Annotated in this window: 21 protein-coding genes; 10 read left to right on the forward strand and 11 right to left on the reverse strand. The window is 47.3% G+C overall.

Features of this window, described 5'->3' with window-relative positions; genetic code table 11:
- Positions 1-52: 52 nt before the first annotated feature.
- Positions 53-670 (forward strand): DUF938 domain-containing protein, encoded by a 618-nt coding sequence (locus AC3FZD_RS20595; RefSeq protein ID WP_488737816.1) that lies wholly within the window; start codon positions 53-55, stop codon positions 668-670.
- 13 nt (positions 671-683) lie between these two features.
- Here the strand turns inward: AC3FZD_RS20595 and lnt are convergent, their stop codons facing one another.
- From lnt to AC3FZD_RS20610, 3 genes are all read right to left on the reverse strand, one after another.
- The gene (gene lnt / locus AC3FZD_RS20600; protein WP_488737817.1) at positions 684-2,234 is read right to left on the reverse strand and encodes an apolipoprotein N-acyltransferase; all 1,551 of its coding nucleotides are present in this window, start codon (positions 2,232-2,234) and stop codon (positions 684-686) included.
- Positions 2,234-2,950, reverse strand: coding sequence for a Uma2 family endonuclease (locus AC3FZD_RS20605; protein WP_488737818.1), 717 nt, complete (start codon positions 2,948-2,950; stop codon positions 2,234-2,236). Before AC3FZD_RS20605 ends, lnt begins: the two co-directional genes overlap by 1 nt.
- 70 nt (positions 2,951-3,020) lie before the next feature.
- Positions 3,021-4,100 (reverse strand): PIN/TRAM domain-containing protein, encoded by a 1,080-nt coding sequence (locus AC3FZD_RS20610; RefSeq protein WP_488737819.1) that lies wholly within the window; start codon positions 4,098-4,100, stop codon positions 3,021-3,023.
- Positions 4,101-4,269: 169 nt separating this feature from the next.
- Here AC3FZD_RS20610 and hemW point away from each other — a divergent pair, with 169 nt between their 5' ends.
- Complete coding sequence (hemW, locus tag AC3FZD_RS20615) at positions 4,270-5,496, forward strand: radical SAM family heme chaperone HemW (RefSeq protein ID WP_488737820.1); 1,227 nt, start codon at positions 4,270-4,272, stop codon at positions 5,494-5,496.
- Between the two features lie 67 nt (positions 5,497-5,563).
- On the opposite strand, the gene glmU is transcribed toward hemW, so the two are convergent.
- Positions 5,564-6,940 carry a bifunctional UDP-N-acetylglucosamine diphosphorylase/glucosamine-1-phosphate N-acetyltransferase GlmU gene (glmU, locus tag AC3FZD_RS20620; RefSeq protein WP_488737821.1) on the reverse strand — a complete coding sequence of 459 codons (1,377 nt, stop codon included), beginning with the start codon at positions 6,938-6,940 and terminating at the stop codon, positions 5,564-5,566.
- 461 nt (positions 6,941-7,401) lie between these two features.
- On the opposite strand from glmU, the gene psaC reads away from it, so the two are divergent.
- From psaC to AC3FZD_RS20640, 4 genes are all read left to right on the forward strand, one after another.
- Positions 7,402-7,647: a photosystem I iron-sulfur center protein PsaC gene (gene psaC, locus AC3FZD_RS20625; RefSeq protein ID WP_012307203.1), complete on the forward strand. Its 246-nt coding sequence runs from the start codon at positions 7,402-7,404 to the stop codon at positions 7,645-7,647.
- A 264-nt stretch (positions 7,648-7,911) separates the two neighbouring features.
- Positions 7,912-8,136 (forward strand): hypothetical protein, encoded by a 225-nt coding sequence (locus tag AC3FZD_RS20630; RefSeq protein WP_488737822.1) that lies wholly within the window; start codon positions 7,912-7,914, stop codon positions 8,134-8,136.
- Positions 8,133-8,366, forward strand: a complete 234-nt coding sequence (locus AC3FZD_RS20635; RefSeq protein WP_488737823.1) for a hypothetical protein — start codon at positions 8,133-8,135, stop codon at positions 8,364-8,366. Before AC3FZD_RS20630 ends, AC3FZD_RS20635 begins: the two co-directional genes overlap by 4 nt.
- Before the next feature lie 8 nt (positions 8,367-8,374).
- The gene (locus tag AC3FZD_RS20640) at positions 8,375-8,593 is read left to right on the forward strand and encodes a hypothetical protein (RefSeq protein ID WP_488737824.1); all 219 of its coding nucleotides are present in this window, start codon (positions 8,375-8,377) and stop codon (positions 8,591-8,593) included.
- Between the two features lie 122 nt (positions 8,594-8,715).
- On the opposite strand, the gene AC3FZD_RS20645 is transcribed toward AC3FZD_RS20640, so the two are convergent.
- From AC3FZD_RS20645 to AC3FZD_RS20665, 5 genes are all read right to left on the reverse strand, one after another.
- Positions 8,716-8,943, reverse strand: coding sequence for a type II toxin-antitoxin system MqsA family antitoxin (locus AC3FZD_RS20645; RefSeq protein WP_283764849.1), 228 nt, complete (start codon positions 8,941-8,943; stop codon positions 8,716-8,718).
- A 19-nt stretch (positions 8,944-8,962) separates the two neighbouring features.
- Positions 8,963-9,244 (reverse strand): DUF4258 domain-containing protein, encoded by a 282-nt coding sequence (locus AC3FZD_RS20650; protein WP_488737825.1) that lies wholly within the window; start codon positions 9,242-9,244, stop codon positions 8,963-8,965.
- A gap of 418 nt (positions 9,245-9,662) precedes the next feature.
- On the reverse strand, positions 9,663-12,524 hold the full coding sequence (locus AC3FZD_RS20655; protein WP_488737826.1) for an SUMF1/EgtB/PvdO family nonheme iron enzyme: 2,862 nt from the start codon (positions 12,522-12,524) through the stop codon (positions 9,663-9,665).
- A gap of 451 nt (positions 12,525-12,975) precedes the next feature.
- Positions 12,976-13,533 carry a DUF3782 domain-containing protein gene (locus tag AC3FZD_RS20660; protein WP_488737827.1) on the reverse strand — a complete coding sequence of 186 codons (558 nt, stop codon included), beginning with the start codon at positions 13,531-13,533 and terminating at the stop codon, positions 12,976-12,978.
- Positions 13,534-13,877: 344 nt separating this feature from the next.
- On the reverse strand, positions 13,878-14,966 hold the full coding sequence (locus AC3FZD_RS20665; RefSeq protein WP_488737828.1) for a hypothetical protein: 1,089 nt from the start codon (positions 14,964-14,966) through the stop codon (positions 13,878-13,880).
- Positions 14,967-15,525: 559 nt separating this feature from the next.
- Here AC3FZD_RS20665 and AC3FZD_RS20670 point away from each other — a divergent pair.
- A complete protein-coding gene (locus tag AC3FZD_RS20670; protein WP_488737829.1) occupies positions 15,526-16,971 on the forward strand; it encodes a tetratricopeptide repeat protein in 1,446 nt (481 codons plus the stop codon).
- Positions 16,972-16,988: 17 nt separating this feature from the next.
- On the opposite strand, the gene AC3FZD_RS20675 is transcribed toward AC3FZD_RS20670, so the two are convergent.
- Positions 16,989-20,108: a DUF1574 domain-containing protein gene (locus AC3FZD_RS20675; RefSeq protein WP_488737830.1), complete on the reverse strand. Its 3,120-nt coding sequence runs from the start codon at positions 20,106-20,108 to the stop codon at positions 16,989-16,991.
- 243 nt (positions 20,109-20,351) lie between these two features.
- Here AC3FZD_RS20675 and AC3FZD_RS20680 point away from each other — a divergent pair, with 243 nt between their 5' ends.
- The 3 genes from AC3FZD_RS20680 (at position 20,352) to AC3FZD_RS20690 (ending at position 24,922) form a co-directional block, all read left to right on the forward strand.
- On the forward strand, positions 20,352-20,582 hold the full coding sequence (locus AC3FZD_RS20680) for a hypothetical protein (protein WP_488737831.1): 231 nt from the start codon (positions 20,352-20,354) through the stop codon (positions 20,580-20,582).
- A 195-nt stretch (positions 20,583-20,777) separates the two neighbouring features.
- Positions 20,778-23,882 carry a phosphoenolpyruvate carboxylase gene (ppc, locus tag AC3FZD_RS20685; protein ID WP_488737832.1) on the forward strand — a complete coding sequence of 1,035 codons (3,105 nt, stop codon included), beginning with the start codon at positions 20,778-20,780 and terminating at the stop codon, positions 23,880-23,882.
- A gap of 140 nt (positions 23,883-24,022) precedes the next feature.
- Positions 24,023-24,922: a glutaminase gene (locus AC3FZD_RS20690; protein WP_488737833.1), complete on the forward strand. Its 900-nt coding sequence runs from the start codon at positions 24,023-24,025 to the stop codon at positions 24,920-24,922.
- A gap of 25 nt (positions 24,923-24,947) precedes the next feature.
- Here AC3FZD_RS20690 and AC3FZD_RS20695 read toward each other — a convergent pair whose 3' ends face one another.
- Positions 24,948-26,471 (reverse strand): response regulator, encoded by a 1,524-nt coding sequence (locus AC3FZD_RS20695; RefSeq protein ID WP_488737834.1) that lies wholly within the window; start codon positions 26,469-26,471, stop codon positions 24,948-24,950.
- Positions 26,472-26,490: the final 19 nt, after the last annotated feature.

Below are 26,490 nucleotides of genomic sequence, written 5' to 3' on the forward strand. Positions count from 1 at the left end.
GTCAAGTAATCTTAAAATTAAGATTACCTGAAGTTAACTCAATTCTGAATCCATGACTGCTAATTTACGACAACACGCCCCCGCAACTCAACGGAACCGAGAACCGATCTTAGAGATTTTACAACAAGTCTTACCCCCTAGGGGAAAAATTCTAGAAGTAGCTAGTGGAACGGGGGAACATGCGGTATTTTTTGCCACTCACTTACAACCGAGATCTTGGTTACCCTCAGACTGCAATCCCCAGTCACTAGAGAGTATCAAGGCTTGGCAAGCGGATGATCCTTGTGATTTTTTGTGTCCTCCGATTTGTTTAGATGCCCAAAATATACCTTGGGATTTAAATGGCCATAAATCAGAAATTACGGCTATCGTTTGTATTAATATGATTCATATTTCGCCTTGGGAAGTGTGCTTAGGGTTGATGGCTGGTGCTGAACAGGTATTACCTTCCCAAGGGATTTTATATTTATATGGCCCCTATAAACAAAAGGGGGAACATACGGCGGCGAGTAATGCAGCTTTCGATCGCTCTTTACGCTCTTCTAATCCGCTTTGGGGCGTGCGAAATTTAGAGGATGTGATTGAGGTGGCTAAGACTCATGATTTGTATCATTTAGATACGATTGAAATGCCCGCTAATAATCTTTCAGTTGTGTTTGAGAAATGTTGATTTTTTAGGTTTGCTATAAATCTACCTTACTACTGATTAGGGTGAGAACACAGAGTAGGGGGACAATCCAATCTCCCCAGCGAATATATAAGGTTTGGGTGGTTCGGCGCTCAATGGTATCGGCATGAATTTCATAGGTGTTGCGATTAGAAATCCACCGGGTTTTACCATTATGTTCGACAATGGCGGAATAGCCGGTGTTGGTGGCTCGAATGGTGGTACGATCGCTCTCTATGGCTCGCAGAATGTCTTGAGCGTGATGTTGCCATTGCATGGGGGCGGTATAATGGGCATCATTAGAGGCGGTGATGATAAACTCTCCTCCTTCTGCGGTTTGTCGGCGAAAAATCTGGGAAAATGCGGAATCATAACAAATGCCGACAATGGCTTGGCCTACAGGGGTTTCCATGATTTGATGGGGGGAACCTTTGGCTAGGGTTGCGTCTAGGGGGGAAAGCCGATTAATCAGTTTGCCAAGCAGGGATTCAAAGGGGATATATTCACCTAGAGGAACGAGTTTAATTTTATTGTATTGACTGATAATTGTACTGGTTCCGTCAAGGGTAAAGAGGCTGTTGGTGAGGCGATCGCCCTTTTGTCCAAATGCACCCACCCACACCGGAATTCCCCACTCCCGGATGGCTTGAATGAGAGGGAGATAACCCCGGTTCTGATTCGTCCAGAGAAAGGGTAAGGCGGTTTCGGGGGTGAGAACAATATCAACGCCTTGGGCGGCTAATTTTTCGTATCCTTGGGTATAGCCCGCTAAGGCGTTTTGCCATCCCTGAGAATAGAATTTGATCCGATTGGGAATATTGCCTTGAATGATGCCAACTTTGAAGGTTTCTCCGGATTTTGTGGCTGCGGATGTCTGCCAGAGAAAATAACCGGTTGTGTGGGCAAAAAAGAGGAGGGTAAATGCCCAAATTAGAGTTGACTTTTTCTGCTTTTTATGATAGAAGTAATGATAAATAAATTCAGCAACTAAGCCGTTAACAGCGACTAAAGTAGCGGTAATAGTATTGGGCCCAGAAAGCTGTCCTAAATGCAAAATGGCTAAATTAAATGGACTTTGGGTATAAGATAGGGAACTCCACCAGAGATCGGAGCGGCTCCAAAGTCCTTCGAGGAGACACCAGAGAGTGGTTCCGAATAATACTCTGTAGAGGCTATTTTTGTGCTGTGTAAAACGGCTCAATAGGAGTGCCCAGAGGGTAACCAGGGCGCTGCCCCAGAGGGTAATTAAAATCCAGACCCCCAGGGCGATCGCCAAACTCGCTAACCAGGGAACACCTAACCAAGTCATCGGATGAATTCCGGTCATCCAAAATAGGGCTACTCCATGAAATCCGATGCCCCAAACCAGAGCATAGCTAAGGGTACGTTTCCAGGAGTCGGAGCTAAGAATAACCACCCAGAGGGGGATGAGGGCGATCCAGGCTAGGGGCCAGGCATTGACAGGAGCAGGAGTTATTCCCATCAGCACCCCTGCGAGTAGACAGAGCGCGATGATTCCTAATTCCTCACGGATACCCAAATGTTGCTGAGATTGAATAGGGGCCATTAATCGAGATAATTCTGCACAGTCTCTAAGGATAAGGAGAGGATATTGGCGATCGCCTCAGCATCGAGTCCCATTGCTGCTAACGGGGCGATCGCTCCACGTTGAGCTTGTTCTAATTCTTGAATTCTTTCTCGTTCCCGTTGCAGTTGGGCGATCGCCTCCACATAAGTTGCAAACCTTTCCCCCCTAGGGGTATACAACTCCAATTCACCCCTTTCTGTGACCTGAAAGCGTACCTTTAACAAAGGACTAACCCAATTTTGCATTGAGGGAATAGGAAGTAATTCATCCTCTTGCTGTTGCATCCATCCTTTTAACGTTCCTCGTTCTGGATCGAATAGATAATACTCTTGGACTCCATAACGGTTATAAAACTTGAGTTTCGTCTCTTCCAGTTCCTTGAGCGTGTTGCTGCGCGAGGCAATTTCAAAGACGACTTGGGGAGCAATACCCCCTTCCTCCCATTGTTTATAAGAGCGGCGATCGCCCTTGGGTCTCCCGAATGCCACCATTACATCTGGAGCGATACGAGTTTCATTATCCCCTTCTATGGGATACCACAGCAAATCACCCGCGATAAATACATCCGGGTTATCTGAATAAAGAGCATCTAAACCCCCTTGAATGGTAGTGATATAGCGAAACTGAATCGTATTGTCAGCCAAGAGTAAACCGTCGCTTTCTGGATACTCGATTTGGGGATGAACTGAAAACATGATCGGAGAAGGGGCGCACCCTTATAATTCAATCAGAATAATAGAGACACAAAGGGCCAATTTCCTCATCCTAGGCGATCGCCGTCGCTTGAGGACGAGCAAAAATCATCCGTCCTGCCGAAGTTTGCAGCGCACCCGTCACCACCACCCGCAATTCCACCCCAATATACTGCCCCCCTTCTTCCACCACCACCATCGTGCCATCATCCAAATATCCTACCCCTTGTTCCGGTTCCCGACCTTGCTTAATAATTTTCAAATCCAGATCGTCACCCGGTAAATAGGCTGGGCGCATGGCTTGGGCTAAATCATTAATATTAAGGACAGAAACCTGCTGTAAACTGGCAACCTGGTTTAGATTGTAATCATTAGTCAGCAATGTGCCATTAATTTCTTGGGCTAAATGGACTAACTTAGCATCCACCGTAGAAATATCTTCATAATCGGCTGGATGGATAGCAATTTTGTCTGGATAGGTTTCCCGAATCCGGTTGAGAATTTCTAAACCCCGACGGCCCCGAATCCGCTTTTGATCGTTACCCGCATCGGCCACCAGTTGCAACTCTTGTAAGACAAATTGAGGAACTAACAGTTGCCCTTCAATAAACTTGGTACTCAGGAGTTCTTCCAATCGACCATCAATAATACAACTGGTATCCAAAATTTTAGTAGTGGCAGGTTTTAAAGTTCCCTCAGACAGCAGTAAGCTTTCCATACTATGGGGATTAATCAGTCGTAAAAACGACCGGCCATGGGTATCAGCTAGGGAAATTCCGGAGAAAGCAAATAGGATACTACCTAAAACGGCAACTAGGGGTTTAATAAAGCCGAATTCTTGGGGGATGGGTAGGAGGAATAGGGGCGCTAACATCAGGTTAGCCACTAATAAACCTACAACTAAACCAATGGAACGGGTGAGCAGGACTTCTACGGGCATTTGTCGCATAAAGCTCTCTAAGCGCCGATAGTAGGTTTGCACAAATAGCCCCACGGCTCCCATAATCAGGGCAGAAAACCCAGCCGTGACCGATCGCAGACCATCTTGATTGCTCACTTGGTCTAAAACCGTGGTCGGGAGCAATTCAATGCCGTAGAAACCGATACCGATTCCTGCTAGGATAAAGGATATGATAATAATTGCATCAATCATAAGTTTGACCTGATTGGGAAGGGATCGATATTCAGGGGCCTCCAGAGACCGCCTAAACTCATACTCATAAAGGATAGAGATAACCTATATTATAAGAGATTGTCAGATAACCCCATCGATTCAATTAAGAGATAATTAAAAGGGTAAACCGAATTGGGGCTTAGATCTCATGGAGCATCAACAACCATCTGTGGCAATTCCCCGTTCAGCTTATCTTCATATTCCCTTCTGTCGTCGTCGCTGCTTCTATTGTGATTTTGCTATTTCAGTGGTGGGCGATCGCCACTGGGGTGACTCTTCCCCAGCCATTTCCCACTATATCGAGGTCTTGATCGCTGAAATTGAACAGACTCCCTCTCCCGGTTTACCCCTGGATACGGTCTTTTTTGGCGGAGGAACCCCATCCTTACTCAGTGTGGCTCAACTGGAGCAACTTTTAACCACCCTTGATCGCCACTTTGGGGTAGCCTCCAGCGCCGAAATCTCCATGGAAATTGACCCCGGAACCTTCGATCTCGACAAGTTGCAAGGGTTTCTGGATCTGGGGATCAACCGCATCAGTTTAGGCGTACAATCTTTTGATGATTATCTGTTGAAACTCTGCGGGCGATCGCATACTAGCACCGAAATTTACCAGGCGATCGATCTCATCCATCAAGCGCAAGTCGATAACTTCAGTATCGACTTAATCTCCGGTTTACCCGAACAAACCTTAGAACAATGGCAACAAACCCTACAAATTGCCCTCGAAATTTCCCCGCCCCACCTCTCAGTATACGATCTGATCGTTGAACCCATGACCGTCTTCGAGCATCGCTATGAATCGGGGAAACTCAACCTGCCCACTGATGAAACCAGCGCCCAATTCTATCGCCTCACCTCCCAAATCTTAAGGCAAGCTGGTTACGATCACTACGAAATTTCCAACTATGCCCTTCCTGGATATCACTGTCGCCATAACCTAGTCTATTGGCACAATCAGCCCTACTATGGTTGGGGCATGGGAGCTGCCAGTTACATCGATGGTATCCGATTTACCCGACCGCGTACCCGGCAAACCTACTATCAATGGCTGCAAGATGGGGGAGTGATAGATACCCCTCCCCTCTCAGACACCGAACAGTTCTTAGAAACTCTCATGCTCGGTCTTCGCCTTGCAGAAGGTCTATCTTTAAAGACCTTAACCAATCGATTTGGTTATCCTCCCTTGCAACAGTTGAGTCCGAGTTGGTATCCCTACTATCAACAAGGATGGATTAACCTCTACACCCTGAATGGACAACCTTGGCTTCCTGGACAACCTCTACCCTCAACGGGTCAGATCTGTCTAAGCGATCCAGAAGGCTTCCTCTTTTCTAACACAGTTTTAGCCCAGATGTTCCAAGTATTAAGTTAAGCACTTTAATTTAAGTAATGGGTAATAGGTAATGGGTAATAGGAGATCTCCCTATCCCCCCATCTCCCTATCCCCCCATCTCTCCATCCTGAGAAACCCCCTTCGGTCGCCATCCGGGACGCACTTTTTGGGGAGCGCGAGCCACGACTAGAGCATCATTTTGCACATCTTTGGTCACTACCGATCCAGCTCCAATGGTGACATCTTCGCCAATGGTAATGGGAGCGACTAAGACACTATTCGAGCCAGTTTTAGTGCGATCGCCGATCGTCGTCTTATGCTTCTGATAGCCATCATAATTGGCCGTAATCGTACCTGCGCCCACATTCACCTGTTGACCCAATTGGGCATCTCCAATATAGGATAAATGGGCTATATTCGTGCGATCGCCCACTTCAGACTTCTTAATCTCCACAAAATTGCCCACGCGACAACCTTCTCCAATCTCAGCCTGGCCTCGCAAATGGGCATAGGGGCCAATTCTCGTCTTCGAGTTCACCACACTATCACTAATCACCGAATAGAGAACCGTCACCTGCTCCCCAATCTGACTATTTTCAATCAAACTGCCCGGCCCAATGCGACAACCCGTCCCAATGGCCGTATTGCCGCGCAAATGGGTTTGCGGCTCAATCAGCACATCGGAAGCGATCCGTACCGTATCATCAATCGTAATACTATCAGGATCGATCAATGTCACCCCCGCCTTCATCCACTCCTCCTTAATCCGGTCTTGAAGAATCTGATGGGCCGTAGCTAATTGTTTGCGGTCATTAATCCCTAAAATCTCCTGATAATCCTCCACATCCACCGTCATTACCCGGTCTAAATAATTGACTGCATCCGTCAAATAATATTCCTGCTGGTCATTTTCTGACTTTAACTGGGGTAAAACCTGGGCCAATTGCGGCCAATTAAAACAATAGACCCCGGCATTAATCCGCCGATTTTGCCGTTGGGCCGTCGTACAATCGCGGTCTTCCACAATTTGTTGCAGCAGATTATCACTATCGGAAAAGACGCGCCCATAGCCTTTAGGATGGGGATGTTGAGCGGTTAAAATGGTCGCTCCGTTACCCTGGGTTTGATGGATTTCCAGCAAATTACGAATGGTTTCTGGTCGTAATAGGGGTACATCTCCATTGAGTACCAGTAAATCTCCGGTAAACCCTTCTAGATAGGGTAAAATTTGCTGAACAGCATGACCGGTTCCCAACTGTTGGCTTTGGGTGACAAACTCTAATCCGGGTACACCCGCAAGAGCTTCCTGAATCAAATCGCCCCGATATCCGACAATGGCAAACTGACGCACGGGGGAAATCAACTGACAACTCTCAAGTACCCGTTCAACTAAAGAGCGTCCGCCTAGGGGATGTAAGACTTTAGGCAACTCAGATTTCATCCGAGTTCCCCGTCCTGCGGCTAAGATTGCTACTGCTACCATGACTAATCAACCACACTACCGACAGGAGTATATCGCGGTTTACCCCCAAAATTTGACCCTTGGGGTGAAATCTTCAGTCCTGTTCCCCTAATTTTAGGGCTAGGGGCGATCGCCATTCATTTTAGGCTTGAAGGGACAAGTGAACCTCTATCCTAGTCGGAGCAGGAGATTGGGAGATTTTTCTTGGGTTTGCGGCGATCGGCAATTGTCAAGTTGTTTAAAGTTTCTCATCCTTTTGTTTATTTCAGTTGAACCCCTGCGCTAAACTAAGCTTTGATCCGGTATAACACTGGACTGACTTAAACTTGTCAAACCATAGAGCGGCTCAAGCATTCCGTTCTCAATGACTCGGTTAGCTCTCTGGAGCCATCTAGAACCGACTCAACCCCCTACACCTTATCGTTTGTCGATAAAGTGTGAGAGCATATCACTATCAAACTGTTGTTGGGAGTTCTTATTCAATGTCTCATTCAGTAAAAATCTACGATACCTGCATTGGTTGTACCCAGTGTGTGCGTGCTTGTCCCTTAGATGTGCTGGAAATGGTTCCTTGGGATGGATGCAAAGCTGGACAGATTGCTTCTTCCCCTCGCACAGAAGACTGTGTGGGCTGCAAGCGCTGTGAAACCGCCTGTCCGACTGACTTTTTAAGTATCCGGGTTTACTTAGGCGCGGAAACCACCCGCAGTATGGGTCTAGCTTACTAAAAGCAGATTCATCATTGCCTTGCCCTTGGTTCGTCCTGAACCTGGGGTCGATTTTGAAGGGGGAGTTGCTCAACTCCCCCTTTTTAGTAAATGAATGACAAAATTCTTAGATTATCTGCGATCGCAATGACAACTGTTTAGCTGGACATGATATCAATTCCCAAAACTCGCCCCCACCCCACCAGGAAATTGCTTTCGCCTCATGTTCGCGAACATTACCTACAATGTTATCCTTAAAATACCATCAATAATGGCGAGGTTTGGATGAGTAACAAATCCTTATATGAAATAACACTTGAGAATCAAGATATTGTGGTCAAGATCGATCGCAATTTAATCAGTCAGGATCGAATGACAAAATTCTTAGATTATCTGGAACTAGAAATCATCAGAAACCGTAGCCAGTTAAGCGAAACAGATGCAGAAAATCTGGCAGAGCAAATTAATCGAGATATCTGGTCGAATCTGCAAGATAAATTCCTGAAATGAATTTTGAGATATTTGGGGAAATTCAAAATATTGAAATTATTGCTGTTGGCAACTCTATTCGGGAGCTTGAACGATTGCGAAAAGTTTATGGATCGGGTCGCTGGCGTAAGTTAAAGGGGATTGCTACCATTGAATTAGAGAATGGAACCATATGTGAGGCTGAATTGCACTGGTATGAAGCTCATGGGATTGGTAAAAAAGAAATAAAGATTAAATATATTTTGGAGTAAATGAGTTTATGGAATTTGTAGTGTGCATTAATAATCAAGGTTATCCGGCTTCTTTGGAATTACGGAAAATTTATCAAACTCTTCCAGATCGGCAAGCCAATTTGCAGGATATGATTCGTGTGATTGATGAATCTGGAGAAGATTATTTGTATCCTCAAGGGTATTTTATGCCTATCGAGCTTTCGGAACCCTTAGCCACAGCACTTTGTAGTTCAATTAAAAATTAAAAATTAAAAATTGAAAACCACCCAGATCCCCGTAGGGGCGGGTTTTACCCAAATCTACAACACCCACCAATCAATTCCCTAAACCCACCCCCACTCTGTAGTTCAATGAACAGTTGCCAGTTTTAAGAAAACCCGGCCACCTCTACAGAACGAGCAACCGCCAATTCTTGCCGGTGTTGCTGAATAGATTCAATCTTGTGCAACGTTTCTGCACTCAGATACCGTTCTCCACAATGGGGACAACTGATGATGGGAATCCCTTCAATAATTAATAAATCCTCTCCTTTCCCATAAGTTCGGGTGACCTCTTGAATATTAACTCCTTCATTGCCACAAATATCACAGAACATAATCTTTTATCCTTGAGTGCTACAAAACATATACTGTAATGATAACAACTTTCCCTGTCCGACCCAATTTAACCACCACTTCTAGGTCTTGATTGTCTAAACCCGTGCCTCGAATTCGGAATTTAGATTCATAAGTATTTCGGTCTCGTTGACGTTCAAGAATTTCACCCGTAAGAATCCCTTGTTCAACATCATAAATGCTTAATCCATCATCAGCCATCTCTTCTTCTGCATGGGTCGTCATCACATACTGATAAGAGGAAACTTTTTGGCGAATATCTCTTAAAATCTCATCAAACATACAGCAGTTTTCGCTGCTATGAGGTACATTTTGATCCCCCTAAATCCCCCTTAAAAAGGGGGACTTTCTGGTTCCCCCCTTTTTAAGGGGGGTTAGGGGGGATCTTTCCCTGCTGTACCTCATTACCGCGCAAAGCGCTGTAAATGCAATTCCCCGTAGGGGCGGGTTTTACCCAAGTCCAGAACACCCACCAATCAATCCTCAAAACCCGCCCCCACCCCAGGACAAACGTGAATGGGGCAGGTTCACAAAAGTTGCAGATGGGAAACACAATTATTGGCTAAACCTGCCCCTACAAAATCTATCAACCATTCCCCGTAGGGGCGGGTTTCACCAAAATCTAGAACACTCACAAATCAATCCTGTAAACCCGCCCTCCACGCAAGTGTAAAGGAAAAAAGGAATAAAGAGAAAAGGGCTACGGAGTCATCGCCAAGGGACAAACCACGCGAAAACCGAAGTAGCCGTTCCCAGGGTCCGCCGCCTTCGAGTAGCGATACCGAGAGCGACAATTATCAGAATTGTCGAGCCAACAACCCCCACGAAGCAGCCGGTTTTTATTTCCTTCATCACTATTTGACCATATACTCCCATCGTTAGGTGCGTCTGTATAGTTACTATGCCACTCATCCGCGCACCACTCCCACACATTGCCACTCATATCATAAATCCCCAACTCATTCGCCTTCTTCCCCCCCACATCATGGGTTTCGCTGCCAGAATTACCACCATACCAAGCCACCTCATCCAGGTTATTACTGCCCGCATACTCATAACCCTCACTCCGGTTTCCTCCACGCGCCGCATACTCCCATTCCGCCTCGCTTGGCAGCCGCACCGGTTGCTTAATCAGTTCTGAGAGCTTCTGACAAAACGCCTGAGCCTTATGCCAACTCACCTTTTCCACAGGACGATTATCCCCCTTAAAATGAGAAGGATTAGTCCCCATCACCGCCTGATACTGAGCCTGAGTGATGGGATACTTGCCCATGCGAAACTCCGGCACGGTTACCGCGTGATTTCCTCCCATCTGGAAAGTCCCCCCCTCCACATACACCAACTCCAAAGTCAGGTTACTTTCTGGAATCGGAATACTCAGTGCCTTCCGTCGCTCCTCCTCCCGTCTCCTTTGTTCCGCTTCCGCTCGTTGCCGTGCTTCCTCCGCTTCCCTCGCTTTACGTCGCTCATCCGTCCACCAGCGTTGCAACTCCTCATACTTCTGCGCTGCACTCTCAGAACCCAACTCTACCGCCTGGGCATAATTCGCCAGCGCTGTCTCCACATCCTCCAACTGCCGATAAACATCCCCCCGCGCCTCATGAAACTTAGCCTGATTCGGTTGCAATTTCACCGCCTTATCCAAATCCGTAATTGCCTTTTGGAGTTCTCCCAACCCCTGATAGGCTAAACCGCGCTGATAATAGGCAATGGCGCGAGGAGCCAGAGTAATCGTTTGCTCAAAATCATACCGCGCCCCCTCATAATCTTGCGCTTGCAGACGTTTCACCCCGCGACGATAGCAAGATTGGGCAATATCCAGTTGCCGCGAGTCTCCCAGCACCGACAAACACCGATTCAACTTCGCCACATACCCCTCATCGGCAATATTCAGGGCACTCCCCAGAGTCTCCAGCGCTTCACCCGTAACCGGAAGTTGGCGCTGGGAAAGCCAACGGGCAATAGACGCTGCCATCAACTGCTGACTTGGGCTAGAGTCGGGTAAATTCGAGAACGCCAAAGCCACATCCAACAGCAAACTCGGCACATCCAACCCCACTTCAGCCGACGCTTCTATCAACGCTTGATAGTGAGTCAGCACAATTTCCAGGAGCGGTTGCATCTCATAGTCAGGCATCCCCTTGATAAACTCAGCCAGCAACTCCGGCATTTTCGGCACAGTGCCATGACGCAGCAAATGATAGTCATCCAGCGCCATCCCTGCGGCAAGACAATGGAGTTGACTGAGATATTTCTTCAGCCGCGCAATACCCGAAGGCGTGGGGCGATATTCAACTGCAACTTTGACATTTGAGGCTATGCGTTTTTCTTCTCTCAGCAGTTTCTGTAAGTTATGATCGTCAATTTCATTTTCTTTAGCATCACTTATGGCTTCTTTAACCTCCGCTTCTGTGAGTTTCTCTTTCTTCTGCTGCCACTCCCGCGCCAACTCTCGCTGCGCTTCATAAATAAACTCCTTGTGGGAAAACTGGAATAAAACTGATTCCTTCTGCCAATCCCGTTGTCCCGCATCCCAGGAAAACAGAGAAAAATTGAGCAAATCCCCCGCCACTTTCGACTCTAAAATAATCGTCGGCACAGCCGCAAACAGATAATGTAAGGAAAGCACCGCCGCCCCATCTTTCATCCGGTTGGTATCCCACAGTCCCGCAATCGGTTTTGCCGGGCGTTCCGAGTCCCGTTCCGGATAATGGCGACCCAAAAAATTGCTCAATTCATCCTCAATATCATTCGCCATTCGCGGCAGTCCAGAACCCGCATTCGGATAGCGGTCAAATTCCACATCCGGAGGCGAAACCACCACCAAAGGCGGAATCGGCAAACGGTCTTGATATTGCTCATAATATTGCATCAGGGGTTTAGGTGGAGTCCGCCAAGGTTGGTTATCTAAAATGCGCCGCTCTTCATCATTATCTCGATTGATTTTAGCCGTTAAGAATGCCATAAACAAGCTAAATTCCTGCTGGCTTTTTTGCAGTTCCCGTTGCAATTCTTGCCGTTGCGCCTCTAGCCACTGTTCGTGTTCGATGCGCGAGGCTAACCGGCGGTTTTCCGAGTCTTGAATATATCGAGTCAGGGCTTCTTGATGTTCCCTAGAGAGTTCGGCTTGTGCGGCTTGAAATTCCCGCGAGAGCCGATTTTCTTGGGATTGATGAGATCTGGCTATAGCCGATTGTTCAGCCTGAAATTCCCGCGAGAGCCGATTTTCTTGGGATTGATGAGATCTGGCTAAACCAGATTGTTGAGCGTGAAACTCCCTCGATAATGCAGCTTGTTCCGCATCATATGTGCGCCGTTGTTCTTGCTGCACATATTGCAATTTCAAACTTTCCAATTGGATTTGTTGCTGCTTGTGAGCAATTTCCAGTTGCACCTCCTCGCGCCTTTCCGCAATCTCCCGTTGATTGGCAGCCATGATTGCTGTATTCTCCCGTTGGGTATCCGCAATATTTTTGTTAGGCAAGAAAATGGATTTCAGGACACCTCCGACGGTTCCTAAAACCGTTCCCCAAAATCCTTGTTTTCCAGGTAGTGATTTCATGATGATTTCCTCCAATAATTTTGTTGGGTGCGTTACAGCATCTCGATCCCCCTAAATCCCCCTTAAAAAGGGGGACTTTTACTGCCCCCCTTTTTAAGGGGGGTTGGGGGGATCTTTTCTTGCTGTACTTCATTAGATCGTAAACTCGTATAATGAAATCTAACGCACCATTTTTGGTGATTTTGCGATAGGGTGGGGGCGGGTTTAGGGAAGTTATGGATGAGATTTCTAGATTTGGGTATAACCCGCCCCTACAGGATTTAATTGTTAATTGTTCATTGTTAATTGTTCATTGATTCACCATTTTTTGTGTGTTAGCAAGGGGTTTGCCCTCTCCCTTTCATGTCCGCTTTGCGGAAAATCCCTCTCCCACGGGAGAGGGACTTTTGCTCCCCTTCTCCCGTGGGAGAAGGGGCTGGGGGATGAGGGCAACTGTTCATTGTTCATTCCCTCACCATGTGCGCGGTTCAAATCCTCTATCATTGGCAATTTCCACCGTATTTCCCGATGGATGAATCACAAATAAACCATTCTGATAAGCATAGCGGTCTACTCCTCGGTCAATTTCAATCGCGGCAACTGCTCCATAGGCGCGATAGGTTTGATAAGTGGGAAATGACTGCTTAAATCTTAGCAATTTATCTAAGAATTCATCCACATCATCTCTAGATAACCGAGATTTACACTCAACCACCACCACATCCGAACCATTCACGCCCAGGATATCAATTTCCATCGCTAATCCCTGTCTTCGCTGTCTTGCGCGAGAAAAAGTTTGGTCGATTTCAATGCCTCGCTCTTGGAATAATCGCACCACCGCCGGTTCCACTAATTCTTCCACAAATCGCCCCCAGCGTGTGGTTAATCCAGCTACTTCTTTACTGGTTTGAGCGACTGTTTTTTCTAGTTTTTTCAGGCGGCGGTCAGCTTCTTGCGAACGTCGGTCAGCTTCTGCTTGCGATGTTTGAAAGAGTTTGTAAATGTCTTCAATTGTGATTTGTTCGCTCATGATGATGGTTTATCCTAGTCAATAAGTAACACATTTTTTCTTTGCTATGCAGTCCATCTCGATCCCCCTAAATCCCCCTTAAAAAGGGGGACTTTTACTGCCCCCCTTTTTAAGGGGGGTTGGGGGGATCTTTTCTTGCTGTACTTCATTAGATCGCAAACTGGTATAATGAAATGTAACGCACCGTTTTTTTGTGGGTTTTTGAGAGGGTTTGCCCTCTCCCTATATCCCTCTCCCCTGGGAGAGGGACTTTTGCCCCCCTTCTCCCTTCGACTTCGCTCAGGGCAGCGCCCACGGGAGAAGGGGCTGGGGGATGAGGGCAACCGTCGATTCTTGGGTTTTAACTAACTTTGCTTGTAGATTAATAATGCTGCATCTGACCAGGTTTTGGCATAGCCTAAATCTTGTCCATGAGCATTGTAGGCATGATGCTTATTGCAATTCCAATTCCCGGCAACATTGCCATTTTTCCAATAGAAACTGTTGCCGTTATACGTGCCAACTTTATCTCCATCAAGATAAACCGTGTGATCTGATGAATAAGAGGTAATCTTACAGCCAAAGGTCATGGATTCAGCGTTTCCTAAATGGCTGGTAAACCAAGAGGATTGATGGTGACTTTCCGTCGATGCCATGTAATCATGACTGGCATCCATGGCGACTTGAAATTGCTCGACTGGAATCTCTACACCGCGCCCTTCTGGTGAACCCGAATCATTGACAATAACATGGGTAATTTGTTGGGTTTGCGGGTCAATTTTTTCCCCAATGACTTGTACAATATGGTCGGCGGGTTGTCCTGCAAGTAAATGAGGGTCGATGATTTCGGGTAACCATTCGACGGTGGAATTAACGGCAACAAAAACCTCTTCACCCTGGCTTAATTTGGTGCTAATTTCCGTTAAATTTGCCCCCAAATGGCTCTCGACAGGAACTTGGGCTTGATTTGCCAAAAGTTTGCCAAAGTCCTCACTAGGGGTTCCGTGGGCGGGATCGTACCAGCCGTGCTGTTGGGCATAGTGGCTCAGTTGCGCTTCTGAGTAGTGGTGATGGGTGAGATGTTCAAGAGCCGATTGCTGCGCGGCAATGCCACAGCTATAATCATTTTGCTGCTGATGCCAATAGTTCATTTCTTCAGCAGGATGTCCGATAACGGAGGATTGGTCTCGATTAGAGTCATAATGCTGGTGATTCCAATGATAAGTTTGTTCGTTATAGGTGCTATAAGGGTCTGGATCGCTCCTAGATGTAGGATCGCTGTGTAAGCTGGTAGTGGTATAGTCCCAACTGTGGGGTTGCCACTGGTGGGGATAGGGTTCGGGTGTATTGGTATCGGGTAGAGTGGGATGGAAATCAGGATTGACATCCAGGGTGGTGTCGTAGTGGGTATCGAGTTGTGAAGACTGACTAGAATCGTCGGGGTAAGTGTTCATGGTGGTTAATGGGGGTGATGTCCTCTCCCTATATCCCTCTCCCGTGGGAGAGGGACTTTTGCTCCCCTTCTCCCGTGGGAGAAGGGGCTGGGGGATGAGGGCAACCATCGATTTACAAAGGGTTTGCCCTCTCCCTAAATCCCTCTCCCGTCGGAGAGGGACTTTCAGCCTTCTCTTGTGGAAGAAGGGGCTGGGGGATGAGGGCAACCATCGATTTACAAAGGGTTTGCCCTCTCCCTAAATCCCTCTCCCACGGGAGAGGGACTTTCAGCCTTCTCTTGTGGGAGAAGGGGCTGGGGGATGAGGGCAACCATCGATTTACAAAGGGTTTGCCCTCTCCCTAAATCCCTCTCCCACGGGAGAGGGACTTTCAGCCTTCTCTTGTGGGAGAAGGGGCTGGGGGATGAGGGGATATACCCCAATCTTAGTTCCTTGGGAAAGGTGGGGTGACTCATTTTGCCCAAATTGCTCTCAAACGCTTACACTGTAAGCTATAGAGCTTGGGAAAATTTAAACCCAGACCCATTTTTAATTTTTAATTTTTAATTTTTAATTGATCATGCCTCGTCCCCAATATCGGAACCCAAAACGTAAGGCTTGTGCTGAGGTGCTGGTGGCTGCTTTGTTGTGTGCAGTGCATGATGGAGGGTTGCGTGCATCTGGGGAAGGGGTGCTGTTAAGGAGTCAGGATTACGGAATTTTTGTACGGGGGACTCCTGCTGCGCTATTGAATTTGATTGAGTTCTATCGTCAGCAGGGTAATTTTCCGGCGAAAAAGGGGAGCGTGGCGCTGTTTTGCCAGTTAGGTTCTGCGAAGGTGCAGAAGGAAGGGTTGCGCGATACGCTAACGGATATGGGAAGGGAGCGGTTGGGGTTTACGGATGAGCAGGGGAGAGGTCAACGGAGTTCGCCAATTCGTCAGTTTAGTCTCAGGTTGCACTATGCACCGACGGAAATTAAGGATAATTTGAGGTGGTTGTTTGCGACGGGTGGGGAGTGGGATAGACGCGCTCAAGAGCAATCTAAGGTGAGTAAACCTGAGCCGGTTAATCCTCTGGTGCGAGAGACACAGCAGAAACTTTTAGACTATTTATACGAGGCGATTAAGCTGTTTCCGAGTGATTTGAGTGAGTTTACGCCCTCCCATTGTGAAAGTATTGCTCCTTTTGTGCAAATTATGGCTTCTGCTCTGGATCAACAGCCGGTTTTAGATGCCATGATTGAGCCGATACTAATGCTGAATCTGGGTAAGTTTTATTTGGCGACCAATGAGTTGGATTTGGCTTTTCCTCGGTTTGAAGCTTGTGTGCAGTCAGGAGGACTCACAGGGGCGAATGGCTGTCATTATTTGGGGGTGTGGTATACGCGGCGCGAGGATTACTCAAAGGCGGAATATTATTATTTACAGGCGTTGCAGGGTCGAGCATCCATTGGGAGCGATAATGCGACCCATCGCCACCCCGATCTGGGTGCAACTTACCATTGTCTGGCATTGCTTTATATCTACCAAAATCAGTACACTTTAGCCACGGAGCATTTACAAACCGCCCTGGATCTCTGGCAAGATCGCCCATTTTCCTTGGCTCGTGGCTTGCAGTTACAAGGGGAATTGTGCTTAAGACACCAAGATTTAAACGGTGCTAAAGATAACTTTAGTCGGGCGCTGGAACGAGCAGGAGAGCGCCAGGAAGACAATGCTATTCCCATTGCCGAATGTCTGCGAGGACTGGCGAAAATTAACGCTAAACAACGCCATTATGAAGCGGCTCGACAGTTGTGGCAAGAGGCTCTAGATTTAGCGAGTCAGTTTCGCTATCAGGAGCATCCCCTATACCCGTTGCTGATGGCAGATTTAGCGGCGGTGCATATGTTTTTGGGCGATCGCCCCACAGCAGAGCAATTGTATGAAACAGCACACTCCAAGTCCAGAAACATCTATGGAGAACAGCATCAAGTGGCGATCGCCATTCTCCAGGATTACCATTATCTCTTCCCTAAACCCTAATTATTCATTGTTAATTGTTAATTGTTAATTGTTAACTGTTCCCTCCAGTCAATTTCAGAAGTTTGAGCCAGTTCCGAGGCGATCGCCTCAGCACCATAACGATTAAGATGACTAGGATCGGAAAAATAACCGTATTCTCCCCCAGACCACAGCAACATCCAATCCTGCACCTGTAAACCCAAGGCTTCTTGAGTATGGAGATACTCCTGAAACTGAGACTCAAAAGGAGTGCGGGCAGGATCTAAATAGACATCCGTCAAAGGCATATTTACAAACACCAAACTTACCCCCATTTCTTGAGTATAAGCCATCAAATTTCTCAGGGATTGATCCTGTTCCCCCTCTAAAGTAAAGAACTCATAATCGCGATCGTAGGCTCCAGAAACTTGGGGATGATGCTCATAGTAAGTCTTGGGATCGAACTGAATTTTGAAGGGCAGAAACCCATCCGGATTAAGAATCGCTGCTGGCGGCATTTCCGGATCTTCCACCTGCATCATCGGTGACTTATCTTGAGGTAAAATCTCTGAGAGGGTTTTTTGAATCTGCTTATGGAGGCGATCGCGCTGGGGATACACCGCAGAGAGTGACCCTAAACCCGCTTCTAGCCAATCATTAGCCTGTTCGTAGCTCTGGGTAATGGAAAAGCCCTGCAAACCCTCCGGGTTCTCCTCAGCAGTCTGGGCTGAAGACTCCCCAGACCAAGGCGTACCATACTCCGGTCGAGTTAAGGTTTGCGCTTGTAACTGCTGATACCCCTCAGAACTGGCGATCGCCTCATAAGTCAGATCCACCCGGCCACTATTAAACGCCCTTGTCCCATCCGCCCAAATAATCACCTTCGGCAACTGCTCAGGAGTCAACAATTCCCGAATCACCCAATCCACCACCTTCGCCGTTGCCCCATTAATGCCAAAATTATAAATACTCACCTCCTCATAGCCTCGATCGGCCAAATCCTGGCGCAACTGCTGCGGATCGATCCCTCTGAGGGCACGGGATGAGCCAATAATCAGCACATCGGGCGCACCTTCCTCTAACATCAGGGCATGATAGCGCCCCAAATGCTCATCAATCAGTTGATTATTAAACGTCGGATAAGGAGAGGGAGGACTTAAACAGGTGCTGTCTTCACACTCTTCTGATGTTTCCTCCTGATTGGCCAACAAACTCTCATCACTCGCATTAGCTGGATTTCCCCCTAAACCCAAATAGCCAGGAGCGATCGCCCCATTAGCAGGATTAGGACTCGCAAGTTGAGTTAATTTATACCCCAAAAACCAATCCATTTCCAGAGTGAGCAACAATCCCAGAGCCGACCAAACCAGAGCAATCATCAATTGAGGATTCAGGCGATCCCGCCAGCGACGGGTTTCCGGTTTACCCCAGTCTGTTGCCGCTTCCTGCACGGGTAAATAAGGGGCCAGTGTACCCTCAATGGGTTCAGATTCCGTATCAGGGGCCAAAAGTCCACTGCTGACTAACACCTGTTGGCAGCGTTGAATGAAGGAAACCTTCGGGCGACTCTTGTTAGCAGCAACGGAAGACCGAGGGTGAGCATCAGGAGTCGTCTGTTGGGGCGGGGCGAATTCTCCCTGGGGATCTTTTGCCCCCATGGATGGAGCAGAGGAGGAATCTTGCCAGCGATGGGGCGCATGATCGAGGGCAATCAGATCCCCCACATAGGCGCTACTGGCGGCAAATTCTGGGGGCGATTCCGGAACCAACCGTTTTCTCGATTTAAAGTCAACACCGTAGTTCCAACGGGGCAGTTTCTGCCCTGCTCTGCGTCCATACACCCGCACACCCGCAATCCCCGGTATCTTCAGTTGACGCAGGAACTTGGCTACTAGGGGGCCGACTTGCCGTTGGTTGGGGCAAACCGGAGCATCACTCATCACATGCAAGAGGTCTTGTTTGAGCAGCAGTTGAATGCGAATGCCTCCGGTACTCAGTTGTTGCTCAATTTCGGGGTTGAGCAGGCGATTGAGCAGAAACTGTAGGGCCACTTGATGGCCCTTTTGGGCTAATTCTAGGGTGGATAAATTGAGGTTGCTGTTGGTTTTGGCGGGTAGATCCAGCCAATCGACCCAAGCGGGGGTAGATTTATTATTCAGATGACCGTAAATGGTGGCCGCATGGATACCTTGGGGGGCGATCGCATCCAGGAGGCTTTGAATCTTGGTGATCACCCGGTCTCGATCGGGAACCGTTGTTCCTCGACAAAAGAGATGTAGGGTAGATTCTTTGAGAATTGCCGAGATATGCAGTTGAGTTTCTGGGGCTAAAACCTGGTCAATCAGACGATTGATCGCGGGCACATCCCCCCAGCGTGCCCATTGGTGGAGCATGACGGAACGGGGGGTGAGATCCACGAGTAACACCCAATCGGGGGAGGGTTCGCCATGGACTTGACAGGCGATCGCCGCATCTCGAAAGCCTGATAGTTCTAATTCCCGCAGTTGCCCGGCAATTTTGGGGCCTAGCAAGCTCGAATCGGGGCTATAGTTGCTGTAGATACCCACATGGAGCCGTTTAAATGCGGTCTCTAAGTGGTTATGGCGTTTAAGGGTTTTGACCTTAACCTTGACTCCAATTCCCAGGGGACTGAGGCTTTCACTCAGATACCGGGCGATCGCATGGGGATTTCCTTCCGCCGCTAAATTCCGATTCGAGACCACCATTCCTATGGAAGAATCCGCACTCATGGGGTCAGCTACCGCAGCAGTAGACCCTAACAGGCTGTTTTCTGGAGTCGAAGTTGGCGGTTCTGCCTTAGTGCGATCGAGATGCCGATAGCTGACTGGATTGGGGTTAGAGGCGATCGCCAGCTTACCGAGATCCAATTGTTTCGTCCATTCTGGATAATTGGGCCCGCTCACCCGGCCATAAATCCAGATTTGGTAAATTGGCGGTTGATCCTCTGGCAATAGATGCTCTAGGGAAGTCTGAGATAACCCCTCAACTAAACGGGATTCTACCCAATCCGGGGAGGGAGAATGGGGAGCGCTTTCACAAAGAATATGGAGAATATTGCCCCGTACTCGGACTTTTACTTTTCCCACCTCTGGGCCAATCCGATCTTGGGCCCATTGGGATAGAGTTGTCCAAGTCCCGATTGGGTGAGTAGAATTCATGGGCGGCATAGGGGAGATGACATCAAGGGGGAGTGGGAAGAGTTAAAACCAGTCTCCATGCATGGTATTACACAATGGGATGGAATAGGGAATTATGCTATGATGAGACCACTTTTTCAGGATGAACTCAGCTAGTCAGGTGGGATGGATCATGCCATGAGTTGGGGAGATAAAACCCCATAACTAGATTCATTACAATTGTGCTTGAGTCTTAGAAACTTTATATCGTTTTACCTAAAAAATATGCAACCTCCTAACACCTTTGAACCCGATCGAGAGGCTTATCCTACTTTTCCTACACCAGGGGTCTCAACCCTTCTCAGTTTAACAACCTTACCCGTTGTCCTGGGGATCTTGGCTCTGAAGAATATGGGCCAGTTTTGGCAACAAGTTGGTCAAGACTCGGAAGAACTTTTTCGTGGCGATCGCCTGCCCTTGCTCACTACAGCCCACCCAGACTCCACCAGCATCTGATTCGCCAAAATAGCACTCTAAACCCCTTTTCCTGAGAAAACTGTTCATTATGGACAGTTTGTTCCCCCTCTCCCCTTGACAATCAAGAGCAGACCAACCGCCCGCAAATATCGATTCACTAATCGATCGTCCCTCCCGTCAAAGCAACCTTCACCCCCTAGAATGGTTGAGTATCACTAGCTGGATAAGAATTCGATGAGTTCAACACTTCACCCCTCAAACCCTAGCTTGAGTCCCTTATCGGTTAACGGTTCGCCCTCCGCCTCCGATGAAGTCGTAGCGAGCCTAACTTCTGAGTTGCTTTTGCGTCACCGCCTGAAATTAGTAGAACAATTATGGGAGTCGGTACTGCAACAAGAATGTGGCAGTGAACTGATCGCCTTAATTCAAGAAATGCGTACCCTCTGCTCCCCAGAAGGTCAAGCCCCCAATGTGCTTAACCCTCAAACCCAAGCCTTAATTGAAAACTTAGATTTGAATGCCTCCATCCGTGCCACTAGAGCCTTTGCCCTCTATTTCCAGCTCATTAACATTGTTGAACAGCATTATGAGCAAAGGGGGCAACAACAGCAATATTGGGATTCCCCAGCACTGGCTAATCCATCTCCTAGTGGAAGTGGGGAGCGACCCAAAGACTCTACCCCTGAACCCTTCAAACCTAAACCTTGGAGTGGTAACCTCAGTAAAATTCGCCGTGACTTGGGTACATTTCATTCCCTATTTCCTAAACTCAAAGAACTGAATGTACCCCCTGGACAGATTCAAGCTTTGATTAATCAACTCGATATCCGCTTAGTGTTTACAGCCCACCCCACGGAAATTGTCCGTCATACCATTCGGGATAAGCAACGGCGGATTGCTAAATTGCTCCAACAACTGGATCAATGGGAAGAAGGGGTAGTGGCAACGAATGGGAGTTCTGGGCCGGTTCCCTCGGCGGTAGCTAACAAAATTAATGAAAAAACCGAACAACTGCGCCAAGAAATTCGCCTCTGGTGGCGTACTGATGAATTGCATCAATTTAAGCCCAGGGTACTCGATGAAGTGGATTATACCCTACACTACTTTGAAGAAGTTCTCTTTGATGCCATTCCCAAACTCTATCAGAGGTTTAAGCAAGCCCTAAAAGCCACCTTCCCTTCCTTAACTCCCCCTCAATACAAGTTTTGTACCTTTGGCTCTTGGGTGGGATCGGATCGAGATGGTAACCCCTCTGTCACGCCTTCCGTAACCTGGCAAACCGCCTGCTATCAGCGAAACCTAGTGCTGGAAAAGTATATTAATTCAATCAAGCACCTGATCGATATCCTGAGCTTGTCCTTGCACTGGAGCGACGTATTGCCAGAATTGCTGGAATCCTTAGAACAAGACCAGCAGCAACTTCCAGCGATCTATGAGCAACTGGCTATCCGCTATCGTCAGGAACCCTATCGCCTCAAACTCTCGTATATTCTCAAACGCTTAGAGGAAACCCGCGATCGCAATTTACAATCGGAAATCCAAGTCACCCATCGGCCCATGATTGGCCAAGACGGAAGACCGAGATTTCCCGAAAGCAACATCACCACCCACAGCTATTTATCGAGTGAAAACTTCCTAAAAGAGCTGCAACTGATTCATCGTTCCTTGACTGAAACCGGTTTTTATTGCCGAGAACTCGAAGATCTGATTTGCCAAGTGGAAATTTACGGGTTTAAACTCGCCCATCTTGACATTCGCCAAGAAAGTTCTCACCATAGCAGTGCCCTCAACGAAATAACCGCATACCTGCGGATACTCCCCAAACCCTATGATGACCTGACGGAAGAAGAACGGGTGAGATGGTTAGCCACAGAGCTGCAAACCCTACGTCCCCTGATTCCGGGGGAACTCCCCTTTTCTGAAACCACCAACGAAACCATCGAAACCTTACGCATGGTGCGTCAACTTCAGCAGGAATTTGGTCAAGAAATCTGTCAAACTTACATCATTAGCATGAGCAATGATGTCAGTGATATCCTAGAAGTGTTGCTATTGGCAAAAGAAGCGGGACTCTACGATCCAGCTACAGGGGTGAGTACCTTACAAGTGGTTCCCCTGTTTGAGACCGTAGAAGACCTCAAACGAGCGCCCAAGGTGATGCAATCTCTGTTTGAGTTGCCAGCCTATCGAGCAGCGATTTCGAGCGGTTACGAAGGGTTGTCACAGCAAACAACGGCTTTGCAAGAAATCATGCTCGGTTATTCCGACAGCAATAAAGATTCTGGGTTCTTAAGCAGTAACTGGGAAATTCACAAAGCCCAGAAAGCGCTAGAACAGGTGGCTTCCCCCTTTGGGGTAGAACTGCGGATTTTCCATGGTCGGGGAGGTTCCGTTGGTCGAGGGGGCGGGCCAGCCTATGAAGCGATTTTAGCTCAACCGAGCCGCAGTATTAATGGGCGGATTAAAATCACCGAGCAGGGAGAGGTGTTAGCCTCTAAGTATTCTTTGCCGGAGTTGGCCCTATATCATCTGGAAACCATGACCTCCGCAGTGGTGCAAGCGGGAGTTCTGGGCAGTGGTTTTGATGATATCGACCCCTGGAATGAGATTATGGAAGAATTGGCGATTAAGTCGCGATCGCACTATCGCTCTTTGATCTACGAACAACCGGATTTTATCGACTTCTTTCATTACGCTACCCCTATCCAGGAAATTAGCCAACTGCAAATTAGCTCCCGTCCCGCTCGTCGGGGAGGGGACAAAAAGAAAGGACTTTCTGGACTGCGAGCGATTCCTTGGGTGTTTAGCTGGACTCAGGCTCGCTATTTATTACCGAGTTGGTATGGGGTCGGGACTGCCTTACAGGAGTTTATCGATCAAGAACCGGAAGAACACTTGAAACTTCTGCAATATTTTTACTACAAATGGCCTTTCTTCAAGATGGTTGTCTCGAAAGTGGAAATGACCCTTTCTAAGGTGGATTTGCATATTTCTCGACACTACCTGGAAAAACTCTGTCCCCAGGATGAGTTAGCCAGACTTGAACCGGTGTTTGAGCAAATCAAAGAGGAGTTCTATCGCACTTGTCAAGTGGTTCTGGCGATTACTAGCCATGAGCGGCTTTTGGATGGAGAACCTATGCTTCAGCGATCGGTGCAGTTACGCAATGGTACGATTATTCCCTTGGGTATGTTGCAAGTGTCTCTGTTAAGTCGCCTGCGTGAACATAATATGGGTGGCTCTTCTGGGGTGATTTCTCGCTATAGTAAGGGCGAATTACTGCGAGGTGCTTTGCTCACTATTAATGGTATTGCGGCGGGAATGCGAAATACCGGTTGATATCCCAGGGAACGAGTGAGGACAGACAAGGGGCTGAGGGCCCCTTGTTCGTCAAGGTATCGATACAGCGCTTTGCGCCCTGTAGTGGGGGAATGGGGGAATGGAATGTTTGTTACGCTCCGTTTTTTGATGAGGTGAGGGTGAAACATCTTAATACAATCTCCCGGTCTCTGATCGAGCAGTGGTTAACGGAAATTGAACAGTTAAATTTATCGGGTAGCTTGCCTCGTTATATCCCTCAATTGGCTGAGGTCGATCCTAGACATATGGGTATTTATGTCCAAACTTTAAAGCGTCCGGGGGATGGATGGGGGGAGAGTTATGTGCCGTTGATGAGTGTGATTAAGCCGTTTGTGTTGCTGTATGCTTTAGAACAGTTCGGTTTAGGGAAAATTAAGACGATGGTGGGTGATTGGCCTTCGGATTTACCCTATAATTCGGTAGCGCAATTACAAGTCGATGGGGGATTTCCCCGAAATCCGATGATCAATAGTGGGGCGATCGCCCTTTGTTCCCATTTGCCCGGTGCAACAGGTATAGAAAAATGCGAACAGTTTTGTAATTGGCTCAATGATTATGGTCAAACTCGCTTGTTTTTAGATCGACAACTTCTCGCGTCTGTAGAGTCTTTACCGAATGCTATCAATCAGAATTTAACCCAACTCTTAGCCCAATCGGGATATTTAGGCAGTTCTGAAGCAGTGGCATTAGATACCTATCAAAGGGTGTGTTGTTTATCGTCGAGTCTTGAAGATTTAGTACAATTGGGATTAGGGTTAATCAACTCCCAAGCTAACCTTCAGTCAGAGCATCAACTCTGGGTAATGGAGTTAATCCAAAGCTGTGGATTATATGAATATTCTAGCGCCTTTTCTCGTCTCGTGAAGTTACCGACAAAATCCGGTGTTAGTGGAGTATTATTGTCTTTAGTTCCTCAGCAAGGGGCGATCGCCATTTATAGTCCCCTGCTCGACTCTACCGGAAATTCGGTTGTGGGAATGGCATTATTAAAACGAATAGCGGCTTATTTGCAGGATTAAAATCCTGAATTTCATTTCCATGCCCCTATTTTTCCGTAAAAATCCATACTCCCTGCCAATCTTCTGGCACACCCTCAGTCAGTAACTGACTGATTCGCTCTACATAGAGCAAAGCCGTTTTATCTGCTGGGTTAACGGTAATCACCTTCTCAAAACAAGCTCTAGCGGCTTCAAGTTGGTCTTTTTGCCGATATAAGTGTAATCCCTCTTCAAAATCCGATTGGGTTTTTAACTTCAGTTCTCTGATGGTATCATCGGCTGCATCTAAAACCTCATAAATGGCGATCGCCTCATTCCGTCCCTTGACAATAGCTCGGTCTAAAAAGCGCAACTGAAATTCATCCGCATTGGTTGCATGGTCTAAAACTTCCCCCGAAATTAACAGAGAAACCCCATAAAACTTAGTCAATCCTTCTAACCTTGCCGTTAAATTAATACTGTCAGAAAATGCATCTCCCTGCATCCGATTTTGTTCCCCCACCATCCCCAACATAATATGACCGACATGAAGACCAATACCAATTTCAATCGGTTTTTCTCCCGCTTTACATCGTCCCTGATTCCATTCTTTCACCGCTTGCAACACATCAACCCCAGCCACCAATGCATCATTAGCTGTATCTGGAAAAACGGCCATAATTCCATCTCCCAGAAACTTGACAATTAACCCATGATGAACATGAATTTTGGGTGTAACCAGTTGCAAATAAGTATTAATAAAAGCAAAATTATCCTTAGCGCTCATAGACTCTGAAAGGGTGGTAAATGAGCGAATATCAGAAAACATCACCGCCATTACCTTACTGACATGATCGCCTAATTGCACTTCAGTGATACTTTCTTTCCGCAAAAAACGTAGATACTCATGGGGAACAAAGCGGCCAAAAGCTGCGAGTAATTCCTCCAATTTTTGATTAGCTTCCGTTAATTCTTTTTCCCTTGCTTTAACGGTTCTCACCATCTGACTAAACACTCGTGCCAGTTGTCCTAGCTCATCACTGCGTTGAGCCACTTCTGTTAGAGCATCAGGCTGAAAATTGTCCCGTTCTACTTCTGATGCGGCTGTAGTGACTTTTCCCACTTGCTCAATATAGGCAGCTTGACGCATGATTTCTGCTTTAAACAATTGTTCCGCTTCCTGTCGTTTGAGGAAATTTAAATAAGCTTTAGAATGATAGCGGATGCGAGCAATGACTTCCCGGCGATCCGGTAGTTTTACCAAGTAGTCATTGGCTCCTAGTTCAAAGGCTTTGGCTTTGATGGTTGGATCTTCCTTACTCGACAAGACGATTAAAGGAATATGGGAGGTTAAGGAGTCATTAGAGCGCAGAAACTTTACTAATAAAAGTCCATCCATTTGCGGCATGACTAAATCTTGTAAGATAACCGTTGGTTGGGACTTTTCCACCCAATCAAAGGCTTCCGTGGGATCGCTACAATAGCAAAAGGTGATATCCTCTTGATCGGCCAACATGCGACTAATGGCTTCACTAATAATGGGTTGATCGTCGATGAGTAAAACGGTAATTTTTTCTGCTGTAGAATCCATATTTGTTAATTAAAAATAA

Source organism: Roseofilum sp. KMC-1 (assembly GCF_057802075.1).